Source organism: Sphingobacterium thalpophilum (assembly GCF_901482695.1).
GTDB classification, from domain to species: Bacteria; Bacteroidota; Bacteroidia; order Sphingobacteriales; family Sphingobacteriaceae; genus Sphingobacterium; species Sphingobacterium thalpophilum.
On record NZ_LR590484.1, the window covers coordinates 287796 to 305922 of the forward strand.

Here is an 18127-nt window from a genome sequence, read left to right on the forward strand (position 1 = left end):
ATCCTAATGCGGAAGTGGCGTAATTGGTAGCCGCACCAGACTTAGGATCTGGCGCCGCAAGGCGTGGGGGTTCGAGTCCCTTCTTCCGCACAAAAAGCCTCCTTAGAGTAGTCTAGGGAGGCTTTTTTTATTGTCATCACAAAAGCACCCGCAGACATACGACATCCCATTTAAAAATAAAAGAAGTTCGCCAGAAAACGACACCATCATTGCCAAAATTTAATAGTTTTAATATCTTTAACTGTTATGTTGAAAGGAAATAGCGTAATGGAGACAGAATTAAAATTATCATATGAAAAATAAGGAGAAAACGGAGTGGAAATTTGCTAAGACAAGTATCTTTTGGGGAGAAATTGCGCCAACAGATCACGTCGTACAAATTTATGAAAACGATGAATCTTTTTTAATTACGCTTGAAGGTTTCGTCATTAGCGGTCTCGAAGCAAAAGAATCGGTCGTGCTCATAGCAACCCCAGAGCACATTACAGCGTTATCTGAGCGACTTTCCAAAACGGGTGTTGACGTAGACACCAATATTGCCGACGATCATCTCATTTTCCTGAATGCAGAACAAACGTTATCCAAATTCATGGTAAATGGATGGCCTGAACCTAAGCTTTTTGAAGAAACCATCATGGCAATCATCCGGCGAGCTTTAGATAAAAATCGACCTGTCCGTGCTTTTGGTGAAATGGTAGCGCTCTTGTGGTCAAAGGGAGAAAAATCCGCTACCGTTCACTTAGAAATGCTTTGGAATCGCTTCTGCGAAATGCAGAATCTGTGTCTCTTCTGCGCTTACCCCAAGAATGGCTTCACACAGGATGTCAACTCGTCAGCTCACACCATTTGCTGTGCACATGCCAAGATGCTTTCAGGGACTCAAAAATCAACGACTAAAATCTTTTATAAAACAGCCCCACAACAACCATCGGGTATTGTACTTTAAACGGGCAACTTTACAATAAATTTTGCACCGCAGCCTAACTCACTTTCTACAAAAATCGAACCTTGGTGTTTGTAGACAATTTCTTTGGCTATATATAAACCTATGCCTAACCCAGAAATATTCGTATCTATACCGTCGGCCCGGTAAAACCTTGAAAAAATACGTTCCTGTTGGTTTTGTGGAATTCCAATGCCAAAATCCTGAACACAAAGAACTGCATATCCCGGCTCTTCGCTCAAAAACACCTTCACTAAATCTGCACCGGGTGAATATTTAATAGCATTGTTGATGAGGTTAATAATCACCTGTTCCAAGCGTTGCTTATCGCCCATCACTTCGTGCGGCATCTTGTCACTAAAGAATGCGATATGATGAGAACGAGTGGTGTATTGAATCTCTTCAATGGTATCTTTTATCATACCAGCTAGATCAAAAGGCAACTGTCTAAGTGGCAACTGCCCAGTTTGGATTTTGGAGGCGTCCAACATATCTCCAACCAATGTAGACAACTTATTCGCCTGACTCAACGCTCTATCAATAGCAGGTTTGTTGATATCTCCATCCTCCATTCGCATACTGATAAATTGTAAAAATCCTTTTAGACTAGTAATAGGTGTCTTCAATTCGTGGCTGGCAAGCCCTATAAATTCATCTTTTTTGATATTTAAACTACGTATCTCTTCATATAGGCTTGCATTCTCCAAGGCAGTACTAGACAACGTTGCGATTCCAACAATCAGCTTTTCTTGTTCTTCATTAAAAAAGCGTTCTTCAGGATGTCCATATATTAATCTTCCGATAACGTTCCCCGATGACGAGATAACGGGAACAATGAGACAGCTAACCATATGCAAGTCATCTATAAATGGAAAGTGTGCCCAGTCGCCCAGCCGAAATAAGCTGTCTGTAGTCACATTTTCTGATCGAACAACGTCTGCACAAGTGACATTGGAAATACAAAGAAGCGGGTCAGGCCATGACCTGAACTTACTCAAAAAGATGTCTGAAATACCAAAACACTTGACTTGTAACTGCTGGTTGTGGAATTTATCCGGACGGTTATATATAAACAAGCCAAAGGCTGCACCGATAATTTTAGCAGAAGCGTCGATCACCCGTTGGAGAATTTCACGGACTTCAAGACTTTCCGATACGAGTTTTCCTATTGTATTCAAAGTTTCGACGTGATTGGTATACCGTTGGAGTTTTTTTTCAAACTCCTTTTGTTTCGAGATATCCCGGGCAATCTTAGAAGCTCCAATAATCGTTCCTGACTCATCTATCATCGGAGATATCGACAATGAAACCGGTATCAATCTCCCCGACTTATGCATGCGTACGGTTTCAAAATGATCAATTCGTCGTCCCTGCTGTATGTTTTCAATAATGTGATCTTCCTCCGCCAGGCGGTCTGCAGGTATGATTAATGATATATGTTTGCCCACAACTTCTTCTTCTGAATAGCCAAACATCATCTCGGCCGCTATATTCCAGCTGGTAATGATTCCTTTTAAATCTTTGCTGACAATAGCATCATCGGACGTACTTACGATAGCTGCAAGACGGGCTTGACGTTCGCGGCTTTCAACAAGCCGCTGCTCTATTTCGGAGTTTCGTTGAGCGATGGAGGTGGCCTGCTTTTTCAATGTTGTAATATCCTGGAAAAAGATATAGATCAACCTAAGCCCATGTATATCTTCTATCATACGAGAGGAAAGTAATATCCAGCATTCTCCGCAAGTATCCGTTTGCAGAGGTAGCTCCCTATTGGCCACCGATACTTCGGCAAAGATGTCCTGAAATGCCTGTGCAGCTTCCTCTCCGCGAAAAAAGGAAGCAATCAATCGGCCTAACAAAGTGCCATTGTCGCCAACCAGAAAACTAGCCGCAGCACGATTTGAAAAGATAACAATACCTTCCGCATCAATGGATAAGACAGGTATATTATTTAAGTTATATATATCCTGGATTTCCGGGTGTGTAAGCTGACTCATAATCTCAACCCGTCTGTGCTGTACCTTTAACCACTGCAAGGAATTCACTCATATCAAATGGTTTCGCCAGATAAATATCAGCGCCAGCACCAACCGCAATCTGCTCGCCAACTGGATTTGCGGACATGCAGACAATAAACATTTGATTTAATGCTGAATCGGCCCTGACCAGCTGTATCAACTGGTCTCCTGATATGACAGGCATAGCGATGTCCACAATCAATACATCAGGACATTCAAGCCGCAGACGAGACAGTGCATTCCGACTATCAGTCTCGGTAAGGACTGTAGCGTCCGTGAATTCCTGAAGCACCATCTCTAACATCTCCACAATATTTCTGTCATCATCGCAAATAAAAATCTTTCTCTTCATATCTCTTATATTTAGGAAAGGCAACAGATGATTCCGCCTTTTTAATTATAGTTTATTCAGGAGTAATGACTAAATCTACAAAAAAAATAATCAAATCAACTATGCCATCCATCTCATCAAAGTTTTTTGTTATGATGTCTTTTCCAAGATGGTTGCACAATGTATTTTCTAGCAAGAAATTCTCTTTATTGCTTACCGTCAGGGTAACTTGCTGTCGCAAAAATGCAGCCTACCATGTCATCATGCACAGGTCCCATACTACTTTTCAAATAAAAAGCCAAACGAAAACTCGTTTGGCTAATATAATGTATCGAGAGCGCTAAACAATCAATTCAATTTATAAATCTTAAGCTGCTGCTGTAACTTTTTACGAATCATATGGATTCTCGTTTTTATGGTTCCTTCTGGCATGTTGAAGTAACTTCCTATTTCGTGGTATTTATACCCGTCCAAATAAAGCCGAAAGATCTCATAATTGTCAGCTGATAAACTTCGCATAGCCTTTTCAATGTCGTCGGCCATAAATTTATTGATCCCTTTATTGTGTTCGATCGTGTTGGTGCTTTCTAGATCTACGTACACATCTTGAATCTCGCTGACACGTTTGGCTTTGCGATATTTATTAATATAAGTATGTTTCATGATCACATACATCCAGCTCATCAATTTCGGGTGATGAACAAACTTATCAATGGATTTAAGCGCACGGATCCAAGTCTCCTGGATTAAATCTTCCTTCTCATCAGGGTCAGCAGTAAACTTAGCAGCAAAGTGGTTCAATAAACTTCTTTTTTCCTTAATCAATACATTTAAATTGTAGTTGTTCATAATTATATGCTTTCGTTTAAATTGATATTAGTGGTGTTTCTGCATGTAGAACTACAATAAGAATGCTAAAATGTAAGGAATCGGGACGTTAAAATAGGCTTCACCCTGCTAAGCGTATAAGTACGTTTCGGTCATCACGGGCAGGAAAGTAAATAAAACAGCTGCCTACAACAGCAAAAAAATCCATATTATTAAAAAAATATCAAATTAAGAAATAAACCAAACGGGTATAAATTCTTATATTAATGTAGAAAGTACCGGCAATGACGAATTTTAACGAGCTGGGTCATGAAGCAAATTGTACAAACAGATATACGGAAACATTTCAATAAGTATAGAAATAATGAACAGCCCACAGCGACCAGCAACAAGGCATCACGCAGCTACGGTTGACATCCTATAAATTATAATGGCCTCGCTGTAACTATTTCTTGGGCTGCATACTCTAATAGGAAAAGTAATAATAAGATAGCGTTATGGAAAATACAGCAATCAAAGCACAGGAACGGGTCTTCCATTTGTTGAAGTACACTTTTATTATCGTACCTATTGTCGCCGGTGCAGATAAGTTCATGAACTTATTGACCGAATGGGACCAATATGTCAACCCCGCTATAGCGGCGGTGTTGCCATTCTCAACGGGAATTTTCATGAAAGTCGTTGGTACGATTGAAATCGCGGCCGGCCTGATCGTTTTAAAAAATCCGCACATAGGTGGTTTGATTGTGGCTGTTTGGTTAGCGGCTATTGCCTTATCTCTATTAATGCGTTTTAATTTTGTGGACGTTGCTGTCAGGGATCTGGTCATGGCGATTGCAGCTTTTTCGATGTCCCAATTGTCCAAGACTGTAAAATAACATGAAACAAAATAACGGACAGCTGCACGACAAGGAAATTATATCGAGAATCCTGCTTGGAGAAAAATCGCTTTACGAATTGATCGTAAGGCGATCCAACCCATATTTGTATAAAATTGGCCGCTCTTATAGGTATGATCATGAAACTACTCAGGATCTGATGCAGGATACTTATGTCGATGCCTTCAGGAATCTACATCAGTTTAAACAACAGGCCGACATAAAGACTTGGCTTATTCGAATCATGTTAAATAACTGCTACAAAAAGAAGCAAAGGTCCAGCTACAAAAACGAACTTGCTCAAGACAATATCAATGAAAACGTACTTCCTATGTTTAACAATGCAGACAGTGATACCTATCGCCAGGTGTATAACCGGGAGTTAGGAAAGGTTATCGAACAGGCGGTGGAAAGAATACCGGAGAAGTACCGCTTAGTCTTTTCACTACGTGAAATAGATGGGCTGAACGTATCCGAAACAGCCAAAGTACTTGATATTAGTGAAATTAATGTCAAAGTCCGGCTCAATAGAGCAAAAGCAATACTGCGCAAAGAACTTGAAAAATCATATGCCCCCATGGAGCTCTATGAGTTCAACCTTGTGTATTGCGACGCAATGGTCAACCGTGTCATGAAAGAAATAGAAGGAGAATAACAATCACAGATAGTGCAGCGTTGCAAAATGACATAACAATACTTTAAAGGCTCACACCTAAAGTAAAGGCCACCCCCTTGGATTCAAGGTCCACATTCCCATATCCAATGCCTGTCAAAGGCAATTTAACAAACGGTTTAACACCCACATTCACCTTGTCGCTAATTTTCCGTTCAATGGATACCGAAAAATCCGCTACGCCAAAAATATGTTGATTTTCTCCAACAACTTCATACACTCCACTTTTTTTACTGTCCCCATAATTACCCCCACCTTCATAATCAAATGTATACTTCTCCTTCAACATGAAATAACTTGAAAGGCCCGCACTAACATTAAATTTTAACTTTTTATTACGCAAAACAGTATAATTTGCTGTTAAAGGCACATCAATAACGTCACATACAGCACTGACACTGCTTGGCACCTGTGTCATCTCCGGCGGATTGGATGGCGAATAAAATCTATATGCTGACTTATAATTCTTCTTGGCGTAGGTTGCCCCAACGGAAATGTGTAAACCTTTTGCCAAGGGATAAGAATAAGCCAAACCGATGTTTTCACTAACTGAAGAGTTTCCAGCTCCCCTGACGCTCGTCAGATCAGGGCCTGCCAACAGACTGATCATAGGGCGTTCTTCTTGTGGTTTAGCTAATACATCCATACCTTTTGGTTGATAAGACAGGTCTGGCCGCTCTTCTATTGCATCGTCACGATGTATCTGCACGACCAGCTGGGATAGGGGCTTTAATCGACCATTCATTTTGGGAATTGTTACAATACTATTCATGGCAATGCTCGTCATTTGAGAAGGTTTTCCGGTGACGAGCCGTACGCTATTAATTTGTTTCCAATCATGGAGCTCTATTGGATTTTGAAATGCTATATTGCGATCATCTTTCGGCGGAAATCGGGTTTCCTCTTTTTGTTTGACGCCTACTTCTGTTGAACTGTTCGTTTCTTTTTTAGAAGTTGCTTTCTGTTGGGCTATACTACCCTTATTGGCGTCCGATAAAGACTCCAGTTGAAACTGATCACTTTTCCAAATAAAAAACAAAGCAAAAACAGCCGCTACGGCAGCCCCCAGTACCAGAAATACAGCCATGTTTTTCCTTCTTTCATGGCGTTTCCCGTTCAATCTATCCTCTAGTTTCTGCCAATGTGATTCATTAAAGTCAAATTTGGCGTTACTTAGACCTTCCCTAAAAATTTCGTCAATTTTATTTTTATCCTTTTCCATTATGTTTTCTCCTCAGTCTTACCACGTATAGCACCCCGAATCTTCACCATTTCAGCTAGACGGCTCCTTGCTTTATGCAGATTCGATTTGGATGTTCCGATCGCGATGCCCAACATATCACTGATTTCTTCATGTCCATAACCGTCAATAGCATAGAGGTTGAAAACCGTTCTATAGGCAGGTGGGAGCTGATGTACCATCGCCAACAAATCCTCGTAGTCCAATTTGTGGCTAATCGAGTCATGATCAACAATAGTATGCTCATACATGGTAATATCTAAAGATATACCTTGTCGTATTTTTGCACGGTAAAAATCTATTGCCGTATTTGTCATGATTTTTTTTATCCACACGGAGAAGGGCTTTTGATAATCGTATTTGTCAATATGTTTAAAAACCTTGAAAAAGCGGTCGTTTAATATGCCAATAGCATCCTCTTTATTATCAGAATAACGCAGACATATCCCCAAAGCTATTGGATAATAAATAGTATAAAGATCTTTTTGAGATCTACGGTCCCCATTGATGCATCCTTTAATAATATGGATAGATTTTTCGTCAACTCCTGTTATCGCCACTCGATATTGCTGCTTTCTTTTGATAAATATAGTATTAAGTCTAATACGATCAGATACCACCAAAGGTTGCCTGTAAAAAATATTTTTTTTCTTTCCTCTGCCAAGGCAACCTCCGCCTGTAATCTATCGTAATATCTCAAAACGTAACACCAATGAAAACGAACAAAAAAAATGTCACAAAAACCGCTTTAACAATTTTAGCGCTGTTTTTCTTTTTCTCTTGCTCCAAAGATGAAGAGCAGGATAAAGTTCAGCCCGGAGGCATACAGGTCGTTGCCAATAGCCGCTTCGGCAACATATTAACAGACGCAGAAGGCAAAACCCTCTACTTCTTTTCCAACGACACAAAGGCTACCTCAACGTGTAAAGGCAATTGTTTGGCCACCTGGCCGGTTTATTACAGTAGCCAAACAAGTACTGACCTGAAACTTGACAAAAATCTGATTGGTGAAATCACTCGGGAAGATGGGGCCAAACAAAGCACATTTAAAGGTTGGCCGCTGTATTATTACGCTGGTGATAGCCAGGTTGGCCAGGTTAACGGCGATGCTATGAATAAAATCTGGTATGTTGCAAAACCCGATTATTTATTAATGATTGCCAATGGCCAGCTAATTGGACATGACGGAAAGAATTATTTGGGAGATTATAGCGAGGGGATAGGGCCAACCAGCTACCTCACCGACGATAAAGGTAGGACACTTTATGCCTTCAAACCCGATAAATTCAATAAAAACACCTATACAGCTTCAGATTTTAGCAATGACGCTCTCTGGCCAATTTTTCAAAACGAGACTGGCTCGTTACCCTCACTGTTGAGGACAGATGATATGGCTGTTATCAACGTATTCGGAAGGAAACAATTGACATATAAAGGTTGGCCATTATATTATTTTGGTCAGGATCAGCAACGCGGAGACAATAAAGGAGTCAGCTTTCCGAAACCAGGTATCTGGCCGGTTTTGAACAACACGACGACAACGGCGCCCACAAATTAATTGAATTAAAAGTTAGCATAACGAATGATGAACGCCCAAACTTTACCATTAAAACGAAATCATCGACGCAACTACAGTTTAACGACGATTGTCGTCTTGATAATAGCTTCCATCATCACACTCGAAGGTTGTACTAAGAAGCAAGCGGAAGAACTTACGCCCGACCCAGGAGGTGAAAACGAAACGGTCACAACAGCAAATGTCTCGTATGACAATTTTGTCAAGGCCCTTTTTGAAACCAATTGCGGTTCCTGTCATGGTAATGGTCGTCCTGCCAGTGCCCGATGGGCGTTCAGCGGCTACACTTCGGTCAAAAACAATATTGAAAAAATTAATAACGCCGTATTGATCACCAAATCCATGCCCATAGGCCGGTCGCTGACCATGAAAGAATTAGAACTTCTAGATGCCTGGATTAAACGCAATACACCGGAAAAATAACACCAACACTATGAAGAAGATTAACATATACACATTTATCCTGCTTTTGTTCCTTAAGATGACAACGTTTGCACAACAAACAAGCTCATTTATAGCAAAGGATGCAGATATCGCCTTCTTTAGTAAAGCTCCCTTAGAAGACATCGAAGCAAAAAGCAGCCTTGCTGTTTCGGCAATGAATATCAGCACGGGAGATATCATCTTTCGGGTAAAAAACACCTCTTTCCAGTTCGATAAGAAGCTGATGCAAGAACACTTTAACGAAAACTACATGGAGAGTGAAAAATACCCTATTACTGAATTTAAGGGTAAGGTCGAAGGGGCACAAAAACTGACGAAAGACGGAAGTTATACGCTCAACGTATCAGGCACACTCCAGACACACGGAGTCGCAAAACCTTACACCACTATGGTCGTATTCCATGTTAAAGACCACATAATAAAGGCGTCAGCCAATTTTCAGCTTAAGCTTGCAGACCATAAAATCAGTATCCCATCTATCGTGGGAAAAAAAATAGCCGAAGTGGTAAAAGTCAGCGTGAATGCGCTTTACAAACAACAGTAAAAATACAACACAGCGAACATGAGAAATATACTATGGATTGGCCTGTGCCTCCTTTCGGCAAGAACTTTCGCTCAAGAAGACCTTGATAAGCTCATATCGATAGCGGCATCGAAAAACGAAAAAGTAACTTCAACATTTAAATCTGGCAACCTCATCAACTTAAAGACAACCGAAACAATTCATCGCAAAGAAATGGATTTTAGGGTCGACCATCGTTTTGGCGATATCGCCGGAAATGCTGGTGGTGTAAAGAATTTTTTTGGGCTAGACAACTCAACAGATATTAGAATAGGCTTTGATTACGGCCTGCTGGACAATCTCAATGTCGGCATCGCCCGGGCAAAGGGAGCGACGGAAGTCAGACAACTTTATGAAGCCAATGTAAAATACCGTTTTTTAGACCAAACCGTTGATAATAGTATTCCTGTATCTGTTGCACTGTTTGGAAGTACGACGGTGTCTGCCATGCAGGCTGCCGAAGATCAGCATTCGGCAGCAAGTTTTGGGCATTTTAGTGACCGGTTAAGTTATGTAACCCAACTGATCATTGCCAGAAAATTTAGCTCAAAATTATCATTGTCCTTAGTTCCATCCTACCTGCATCGCAACTATACTGCTTACAAGGACCAAAATGACCTTTTTGCTCTGGGCGTAGGTGGACGGGCGAAAATCAGCAACCGTGTCGCGCTTGTTGCCGACTATATATTCCCTTTCCGGAAGTCGTCGTCCAAACAATATCGCGAGGACCTAACCGGCCAGCCTTATTACAATGCGCTAGGTGTCGGTCTTGAGATGGATACGGGAGGTCATATCTTCCATCTTAATTTTACCAATGCGACGGCCATTCAGGAATCCCAATTTATCAGTGAGACCAATAGTACCTGGAGCAAAGGCCAATTCCGATGGGGATTCAGCATTGCCCGCCGTTTTAGTTTTAATAAAGATTAACCAGAAAACCTTCTGATCACCACACGACGGTAGAGGTCGACTCTAAACCTCTGCCGTTCCATTGAAAAGAGCAGTGAGGGATTCAGCCATATAAGCAAGTCCAAATCCCTACCTTAGGTATATATCGCATATAAAAATGAGGCTAAGAACAGGTAATAACAAATAAATAATCAATACCTTTATCCCTTTAGAATTGTGTTTGATACCAGATAAAAGATATGACGCCTGAAGATCGAATATTACAGCTAAATCAAGAGAATGCTCAACTAAAACAAAAAGTGTCGGAACTTTCCGAGTTTATTGAAAACGCGTCCATGCCTCTTCATTGGGTGAATGGAGAAGGTATTATCGTGTGGGCTAATAAGGCCGAACTTGAATTGCTTGGTTATGAGAAGGAAGAGTATATCGGTGCAAAGATCCAGGACTTTCATCAAGACCAAGATACTATTGCCGAGATCCTTCAGTTATTAGGCGATAATGAACGGGTCAATGACTATCCTGCCGTCCTCAAATGCAAAGACGGATCGCTCAGACATGTGATCATTAACTCCAGCGCCTTGATCAAAAATGGCGAATTTGTTCATTCCATGTGTTTTACCAAAGATGTAACGGCAGCAATGCTGGCTGAAGAGAGAAAAAATAAACTGACAGTTCTGCTCGAAGAAAAGGAAGAACGGTTACGCTTGGCGATGGCTGCAACAGGGCTCGGAACTTGGGACTGGGATTCAGAAAGCAATATGGTGTATCTTTCTGAGCGGTCGAAGGATATCCTGGGCATAGGAACAGATGCGATTTATGCTGACAACCTCTTAGACATCGTCCATGTAGATGACAGAAGTTCAGTATTTGAACCCGTCAAACAACTCAGTGACAGTAGCTCCGACGGACATTTCGAATTTACAGGCAGAATTGTAAAAAATCACAGGTATTCAACAGCTTGGGTAAAAGTGCAAGGTGCCGCTTACTTCAGTGATGGCAAAAGATCCCGCAGAATAATCGGCACAATAATGGACATAACAGATCAAAAAAAAGCGATCGCAAAAAGTGCGGAAATGGCAGCAATTGTCAATTCATCGTATGATGCAATTATCGGAAAGACATTAGCAGGCATCATCACAAGCTGGAACGACGCTGCCGAGAAGCTATTCGGATATAGATCAAGCGAGATAATCGGCCGATCCATCTTGACGTTGATTCCAGAAGACAGGCAGCAGGAGGAAGACTACATTTTAGCACAAATGCGGAGAGGTGAGTCGATCAAACATTTTGAAACTGTACGCCGGACAAAAAGCGGAAAACTAATTGACCTGTCATTGACCATTTCCCCTATTAAAAATGAAGGAGGAGAAATAATCGGAGTCTCTAAAATTGCCAGGGATATCACTGAAAAAAAACAGGAAGAGCGAAGAAAAAATGCTTTTATATCTATGGCTAGCCATGAACTTAAAACTCCGCTAACGAGTGTCCTGCTCAGTGCACAGCTTATGCAAAAACATGTGGAAAAATTTGGCCAGATCGGTAGTACTGTCGGGCAGAAAATTGAAATTCAAGTAAAAAAGATGATGGGGATGATCCAGGATTTTTTAAGTATGGCAGAAGTCGAAGGTGGAAAACTCCAGCTGCATAAATCATGCTTTCAGCTGGCCTCTTTAATGGAAGAGTGCAAACACGATTTTGACACAGTCTCCACCAACCACAAAATCGAGATGACCTGCGACGCTTCCATTGAAATTTTTGCTGACCGCAACAAAATCGGCCAGGTATTGACCAACCTTCTCGGCAACGCCATTAAATATTCTTCTTCTGGTGGGACCGTAACAATAGGCTGTAAAAAGGTGGGCAATCGAGTGCGTATTTATGTACGTGATGAAGGCATCGGAATTGATAAACATCATCAAAATAAGTTATTTCAGCCCTTTTACAGGGTGGATAATCTTAATACAACTACCATATCTGGTTTCGGAATCGGCCTATATCTTGTGGCGGAAATACTCCGTAGCCACAATAGCCGCATTCAGGTTGAAAGCGTGAAAGATAAAGGGTCAACATTTTATTTTGAGTTGTTGGAACATGGTTGCCCCAAAAAAGGGATTTTATAGGCTGCTAAAGCTCACCATTTGGAATCCCAGATGATGAGCTTATTTATCATACCTAAACCTGCTTTCTTAGCTACTTTCTACACCGCCCAGTCAAACGGCTTTGTACAAGGATCACATTCAAATTTTAGCACCTTACCTAAGCTACGCGCTTTTTTCCCTTTTTTCACAAACACATAAGCGAGATCCAGATACTCTTCCACTTCGTTCCCACTGTCATCCCTCCCCTTTAAGATCACAGAGTAATATTTGCCATCACTGTCTTTTTTATAAAACACTTCGTTAACAGTGACTTTTTTGGGAGTTTCATTGTCACAGCAACTGCACCACAAAATAACAATGGGCTCTTTTTTAAGATAGGTCACTGCCGCCTCTGCCTGGGCCTGTGTCAATGCCTGTAGCTGATCTGCTCTGGACAACAGTGCAGTACATAGAAACAAAAAAAATAAAATGGTCTTTTTCATCTGTATAATTTATTTGTAAATAACATTAGGTACTGGCACAAGCCAACCCGACAACTGGTCGCCTTGTACCTTAGAATAGAATACATATGGAAATTTTTATATTTCAAAGGATCAGTAATACAAATATTGTGCCTTTCATATGCCAAAGCCTGGCACGTTTTAAACGATGTCGGAGTAACGTGTATACTATGTTGACTGACGACCCACTCGAAAGTCTTTAATTTTACAAACGTTTATGCCGTAGCTCCTGTTATCTAGAAGATAACCGAAGTAAACTCTTTGGACTGTAAAACACTCAACATTTAATCTTATGACAGACACGACACATGTGATTATCCACGCGGCCCGGCTGGGCAATCTGGAGGTTCTGGAGGAACTTATACGGCAAAACGCGGATGTAAACTGCCGTGACAGTAAGGGATACACGCCACTGATAATAGCCTGTTATAACAACAGGTATGAAGCAGCAAAATTGCTGCTCGAAGCCGGAGCTGATGTCAACGCACAGGACAATGGTGGCAATACCGCGCTGATGGGGGTAGCATTCAAAGGATACACGGATATTGCTGAACTACTCATACGTTTCGGAGCAAACCTGAATATGCAGCATGGCAATGGTGGGACGGCGCTTATGTTTGCAGCCATGTTTGGCAGAAACGACGTGCTCAAGCTCTTGCTCGAAAGCGGAGCAAATAAGGCCTTGCTCGATGTCCGCGGCCTGTCTGTCTTGGACCTGGCTGCACAACAGGGCAATGTTGCAGCCATAGATATCTTGCAAAACTGATGTTTATCTTCACAGCGAAGCCCGCCAAAAAGCGGGCTTCTAATTTTGCGTTTTTTAAGCAGGAACCTGCCTTGGTTTTTCGCGGTCCCAGAATCTGTGCTGTGCAATAGCTTTAATAAATTTATCGGCCAAAGCATCTGGGTTCTCTTCGACAACTATACCTTCAGCCAGCACTGTTTCCTCTGAAAATTCTTCGGGGAGTTTATCGAAAAAATAAGTAGCTTCCAACACCTGGACAGCTTCCTTATCCGCAGCAATTGCTTTGCAATGTTTAAAGGCTTCGTTGAGAAAATGAACTGCATTAGCTTCAGCTTCCAGCGTAGCCACACTATTCTTCCCGCCCGGTACATAAACGGCATCATACAACACCGATGCTCCGGTCAGAAAACTTTCCTCCACAGCTATTTTCGAATTATCCGATGCAATGATCTCACCTAATTTAGGAGCAATGACATGAACAATACCTCCAGCTCCAGTGATCGCATCGCTAATAGCCATCAGAGAAGCCGCGTCAACGCCATCGGCCGCCAGGATAGCAACCTTGCGGCTGACAATACTGTCTTTTATCGTATTCTTCATACTCAAAGCTTCAGACTTCCTCACCTTCCCTTCCACCTGTATAGGTTCATAATCTGCGGGATCTCCATCTGCAGGAATACTATGATTGATCGGTTTTTCGAGTTCTTGAGGGATTTGGAGGCCTAACGCAAACGCAACCCCAGCGGCCAGCCCTTTGTCGATTAAGGATAATATACCGACCATACGCTGCCGCACAGCTACGGTCTTTACCTTTCCGAGTTCAAAGCTAAACGCATCAATGATATGATTTTGCTCAGGCTCAGACTGACTATGGTAAAACAATCTTGCCTGACTGAAATGATCACGGAAGCTGTCGCTTCGTGCACGAACCTTCCTGGCATCAATACGTTCCTGATAGCTGGTAAACCCGCCCTGCGCTTCCTTTACTTGTACCGGATCATTATTGCCTAGCGAGTTAGGCCCGTAACTTGTCTTGCCTCTGTCTATCCGCTGCCGCATAAAACCATCACGCTGGTTGTTATGGGAAGCACTGATCGGCCGATTGATTGGTATCTCATGAAAGTTAGGCCCTCCTAATCGGATCAATTGTGTATCCGTATAAGAAAATAGCCTTCCCTGAAGTAGGGGATCGTTGGTAAAATCTATACCAGGGACAATATTTCCAATATGGAAAGCGACTTGTTCTGTCTCCGCAAAGAAATTATCAGGATTACGGTTCAGCGTCATTTTTCCGATCCGTTGAACGGGCACTAGCTCTTCTGGGATAATTTTTGTCGAGTCCAGCAGATCAAAGTCAAACTTAAATTCATCGGCTTCAGGAACAATCTGTACTCCCAATTCATATTCTGGAAAAGCGCCACTCTCAATCGCATCCCATAAATCCCGCCGGTGGAAGTCGGGATCCTTTCCTGAGATATTCTGTGCTTCATCCCACGCAACCGAGTGTACTCCCAATAATGGTTTCCAATGGAATTTTACAAAGTTCGCTTCGCCCTTTTCGTTAATAAAACGGAATGTATGTACACCAAAGCCCTCCATCATCCGATAACTTCGCGGGATAGCTCGGTCACTCATCAACCACATGATCATATGTGCGGACTCGGGCATCAAGGAAATAAAATCCCAGAAGGTATCATGGGCAGAAGCTGCTTGTGGAATCTCATTGTCCGGTTCAGGCTTGACAGCATGCACCAGATCAGGAAATTTCATTGCATCCTGAATAAAGAACACGGGCATATTATTACCCACTAGATCGAAATTACCCTCCTGCGTATAGAATTTAACTGCAAACCCGCGTACATCCCGTGCCAGATCGGTAGAGCCTCTGGAGCCTGCGACAGTGGAAAAACGCACAAATACAGGCGTCTCTATTTCTGTATCGTTTAAAAATGCGGCTTTTGTCAGATGCCCAAGAGGCTTATATAGCTTGAAAACGCCATGTGCACCTGAGCCTCGGGCATGTACCACGCGCTCAGGAATACGTTCATGATCGAAATGCGTAATCTTTTCTCTAAAGATAAAGTCCTCTAATAGAGTAGCTCCGCGATCTCCAGCACGCAGCGAGTTTTGATCGTCATTTATTTTGACTCCTTGATCGGTAGTCATGTTTTCGCCGGCCGCATCCGATATATGCTGATTTAAGCTTTTGATCTTTTCGTTTTCCGGCTGTTTGGTCTGTTTCGGTTGGGTCTCTCTTTTCTTCGTCATGATACTGTTGATATTTACTCGCCTGCAGCGATATAATTAATTTCATTTTCAGCAACCTCAGTCAATAGCGCATCCGCGGTCTGTTCCTCAGTTAGTGTCTGTTTCAGTAGTACCGCCGCTTCATCTAGACCCAATGTCGTCGCCAGACGAAGCAAGCCCAAATAACTCGCTATCTCATAATGCTCGACTTTTTGTGATGCTAAAATAATCCCAGCATCCCGTGTGGCTGTCCCCGCTTCTGTACTTCCTATTACACCTTCCGCCTCCTTTGTCAATCCTTCCATAGCATCACATTTCTTAGCCAGTGCTTCTTTGTCCAGTAATTTAAATACCTGTTCCAGTCTGGCTACATGTCCTGCAGTCTCTTTTAAATGATTTTCGATCGCTGCAGCCAACGCCGTCGACGTGGCTGCCTTTATCATTTTTGGCAACGATTTAACAAGATGATTTTCTGCCCAGTAGAGGTCCATCAGCCCATCTATAAAAAGTTCCTGAAGTGCAGGTTCAACTGTAGCTGTACCTTTCGTTTTGAACTTTGGCGTTGTTCCAGTTTCATTTTTCATAATCCAACGTTTAGAAATGTTAATAACACTAAGTTTTACTCATATTGAACAAGGGGCGTAGCCGAATCGTTTACTTTTTGTGTCGAATGTCATTCGCCTCCTCCTACACAGTTGTAAAAGTCACAGCGATAAGGTGAAAATTATCAATAAACAAACGTACTCTTTCCGTTATCTTCCGTATTAAATGCTGATCTCATGGCTCAATATCTGTAGACATATCCTGGATAAATTAAACTTTATGGAACAATATAGATTAACAGATTGGCAAAGAATATTAATCGGCGAAGCGCCGGCCGTATTTCTCTTGGAGGTGCTCTTCCGATCACTTCTCATTTTCTTTGTGCTGCAACTCGTAATACGAGGAATGGGCAAACGTATGGCGGGACAGCTTACTATTTCAGAAATGGCGGTGATGATTACATTAGGCGCCATAATAGCAGCACCTATCCAGCTACCGGATCGTGGACTGATCCTGGGAGATTAAAAAACCTATACCCGTTTATTTTTGCAGGCTTTGGCCCATTGTTTCCGCTGACAGCGAGAACAGCTTACCGAATCATTTTCAAATCCGGAAATTACATACCCACAATACATGCATGCAAATGGCCCCTCAGAAGTGCGGATATCTACGCTTTTATAAGAGGAAGGGAATAGCGGCAGGCCGTACTTAACCTCTTCGTCCGGATAGAATAACACACTTAACGTACCATCGATTTCCAAGACACCTTCTTTAACCTGTCCGAGATGTTCCACATTTAAATTTCTTAATTCCGAAAAGAACTCCATTCGGGAAAATGTATTATCATTTTCATGCTTTATATCGAATACGCCATCCTTTACAACCGGTAGGACCTTTCCTTCCAACAACTGGGTAATCTTCTCCGATTTAGAGGTAAGCCAGGTGATTATTTTGTACACACAGATGACACATATAAAAACAATGATCGCATAGAAAATCGGTATATCTTCCTGAAACATGGGGTCACCAGCGGCTGAACCCAAGCTTATTATAATAGCCACTTCAAAAACCGTTAATTGGCGAACACCCCTCCTTCCGGAAAGACGTAAAATAACCAATATGATTAGAAACATGATAACTGTTCTTGCCCCGATCTCGACAAGAAAAGACAGTTCTACACCGTCTGTAAAAATTTTCTGAAAATCAATCATAAGATTCGTGTTGGACAGTCTGTCATAACAATCTTCTTTTAATACAATTAACTTCAGAAAAAGTTCCTAATCATAATAAGTCTGTATTGGCCAAAAGTGAAATAAGCTTTTTTTACAGGTCTGCCCAAGGGATTTCATCGATTGAAAAGTATATTGGCAAACCCCGCTCTTTTGCTAGCTTTACATCTCCATCGGCACCTTTCGAATCCCCCTCTATACGTAGCATACAGAAAGCTCATGGTCGGTCAGATCAATGCACCTTTTAATATTATTTAAGATAGACTGGTGATCTATCATTGAACTGGAGCTGAAAGATATGTCATCGGATAGGCTACAGGATTAGAGTCAGAATGAACATATTATTAAAACAAGATATGCAT

At 41.8% G+C, this 18127-nt stretch carries 19 protein-coding genes and 1 tRNA gene; 11 read left to right on the forward strand and 9 right to left on the reverse strand.

Going from position 1 to position 18127, the window contains the following annotated elements:
* Positions 1-8: 8 nt before the first annotated feature.
* Positions 9-90: transfer RNA gene (locus tag FGL37_RS01155), tRNA-Leu, on the forward strand.
* A gap of 202 nt (positions 91-292) precedes the next feature.
* Positions 293-946 carry an MEDS domain-containing protein gene (locus FGL37_RS01160; RefSeq protein ID WP_028070132.1) on the forward strand — a complete coding sequence of 218 codons (654 nt, stop codon included), beginning with the start codon at positions 293-295 and terminating at the stop codon, positions 944-946.
* Here the strand turns inward: FGL37_RS01160 and FGL37_RS01165 are convergent.
* From FGL37_RS01165 to FGL37_RS01175, 3 genes are all read right to left on the reverse strand, one after another.
* Entirely contained in the window at positions 943-2940 is a 1998-nt protein-coding gene (locus FGL37_RS01165; RefSeq protein ID WP_051606908.1) for a PAS domain S-box protein, read from the reverse strand. The two genes, FGL37_RS01160 and FGL37_RS01165, sit on opposite strands and share 4 nt — an antisense overlap.
* 4 nt (positions 2941-2944) lie before the next feature.
* Positions 2945-3313, reverse strand: coding sequence for a response regulator (locus tag FGL37_RS01170; RefSeq protein ID WP_028070131.1), 369 nt, complete (start codon positions 3311-3313; stop codon positions 2945-2947).
* 327 nt (positions 3314-3640) lie between these two features.
* On the reverse strand, positions 3641-4141 hold the full coding sequence (locus tag FGL37_RS01175) for an RNA polymerase sigma factor (RefSeq protein ID WP_051606907.1): 501 nt from the start codon (positions 4139-4141) through the stop codon (positions 3641-3643).
* 476 nt (positions 4142-4617) lie between these two features.
* Between FGL37_RS01175 and FGL37_RS01180 the strand changes: the two genes are divergently transcribed.
* Both FGL37_RS01180 and FGL37_RS01185 read left to right on the forward strand, forming a co-directional pair.
* Positions 4618-4998 (forward strand): hypothetical protein, encoded by a 381-nt coding sequence (locus tag FGL37_RS01180; RefSeq protein ID WP_028070130.1) that lies wholly within the window; start codon positions 4618-4620, stop codon positions 4996-4998.
* Between the two features lies 1 nt (position 4999).
* Positions 5000-5653, forward strand: a complete 654-nt coding sequence (locus FGL37_RS01185) for a sigma-70 family RNA polymerase sigma factor (protein ID WP_028070129.1) — start codon at positions 5000-5002, stop codon at positions 5651-5653.
* Between the two features lie 43 nt (positions 5654-5696).
* Here the strand turns inward: FGL37_RS01185 and FGL37_RS01190 are convergent, their stop codons facing one another.
* Together FGL37_RS01190 and FGL37_RS01195 are read right to left on the reverse strand one after the other, a co-directional pair.
* Positions 5697-6893, reverse strand: coding sequence for an outer membrane beta-barrel protein (locus FGL37_RS01190; protein WP_028070128.1), 1197 nt, complete (start codon positions 6891-6893; stop codon positions 5697-5699).
* On the reverse strand, positions 6893-7471 hold the full coding sequence (locus FGL37_RS01195) for an RNA polymerase sigma factor (protein ID WP_197734437.1): 579 nt from the start codon (positions 7469-7471) through the stop codon (positions 6893-6895). The genes FGL37_RS01190 and FGL37_RS01195 overlap by 1 nt, the downstream gene beginning before the upstream one ends.
* 152 nt (positions 7472-7623) lie before the next feature.
* Here FGL37_RS01195 and FGL37_RS01200 point away from each other — a divergent pair, with 152 nt between their 5' ends.
* The 5 genes from FGL37_RS01200 to FGL37_RS01220 all read left to right on the forward strand — a co-directional run bounded on the left by FGL37_RS01200 (position 7624) and on the right by FGL37_RS01220 (position 12522).
* Entirely contained in the window at positions 7624-8469 is an 846-nt protein-coding gene (locus FGL37_RS01200; RefSeq protein WP_028070127.1) for a hypothetical protein, read from the forward strand.
* A gap of 24 nt (positions 8470-8493) precedes the next feature.
* Complete coding sequence (locus tag FGL37_RS01205; protein WP_138096643.1) at positions 8494-8910, forward strand: c-type cytochrome; 417 nt, start codon at positions 8494-8496, stop codon at positions 8908-8910.
* A gap of 10 nt (positions 8911-8920) precedes the next feature.
* Positions 8921-9475 (forward strand): YceI family protein, encoded by a 555-nt coding sequence (locus FGL37_RS01210; RefSeq protein WP_028070125.1) that lies wholly within the window; start codon positions 8921-8923, stop codon positions 9473-9475.
* An 18-nt stretch (positions 9476-9493) separates the two neighbouring features.
* Positions 9494-10423, forward strand: coding sequence for a DUF5777 family beta-barrel protein (locus tag FGL37_RS01215; protein WP_028070124.1), 930 nt, complete (start codon positions 9494-9496; stop codon positions 10421-10423).
* 218 nt (positions 10424-10641) lie between these two features.
* Positions 10642-12522: a PAS domain-containing sensor histidine kinase gene (locus FGL37_RS01220; protein ID WP_028070123.1), complete on the forward strand. Its 1881-nt coding sequence runs from the start codon at positions 10642-10644 to the stop codon at positions 12520-12522.
* 77 nt (positions 12523-12599) lie between these two features.
* Here FGL37_RS01220 and FGL37_RS01225 read toward each other — a convergent pair whose 3' ends face one another.
* Entirely contained in the window at positions 12600-12983 is a 384-nt protein-coding gene (locus tag FGL37_RS01225) for a hypothetical protein (protein WP_028070122.1), read from the reverse strand.
* Between the two features lie 310 nt (positions 12984-13293).
* Here FGL37_RS01225 and FGL37_RS01230 point away from each other — a divergent pair, with 310 nt between their 5' ends.
* On the forward strand, positions 13294-13767 hold the full coding sequence (locus FGL37_RS01230) for an ankyrin repeat domain-containing protein (protein ID WP_028070121.1): 474 nt from the start codon (positions 13294-13296) through the stop codon (positions 13765-13767).
* Positions 13768-13821: 54 nt separating this feature from the next.
* On the opposite strand, the gene FGL37_RS01235 is transcribed toward FGL37_RS01230, so the two are convergent.
* Together FGL37_RS01235 and FGL37_RS01240 are read right to left on the reverse strand one after the other, a co-directional pair.
* Positions 13822-16014, reverse strand: a complete 2193-nt coding sequence (locus FGL37_RS01235; RefSeq protein ID WP_028070120.1) for a catalase — start codon at positions 16012-16014, stop codon at positions 13822-13824.
* A gap of 14 nt (positions 16015-16028) precedes the next feature.
* The gene (locus tag FGL37_RS01240; protein WP_028070119.1) at positions 16029-16577 is read right to left on the reverse strand and encodes a YciE/YciF ferroxidase family protein; all 549 of its coding nucleotides are present in this window, start codon (positions 16575-16577) and stop codon (positions 16029-16031) included.
* A 238-nt stretch (positions 16578-16815) separates the two neighbouring features.
* Between FGL37_RS01240 and FGL37_RS01245 the strand changes: the two genes are divergently transcribed.
* Entirely contained in the window at positions 16816-17061 is a 246-nt protein-coding gene (locus FGL37_RS01245) for a DUF421 domain-containing protein (protein ID WP_028070118.1), read from the forward strand.
* Between the two features lie 5 nt (positions 17062-17066).
* On the opposite strand, the gene FGL37_RS01250 is transcribed toward FGL37_RS01245, so the two are convergent.
* Positions 17067-17747 (reverse strand): DUF421 domain-containing protein, encoded by a 681-nt coding sequence (locus tag FGL37_RS01250; RefSeq protein ID WP_037533351.1) that lies wholly within the window; start codon positions 17745-17747, stop codon positions 17067-17069.
* Positions 17748-18127: the final 380 nt, after the last annotated feature.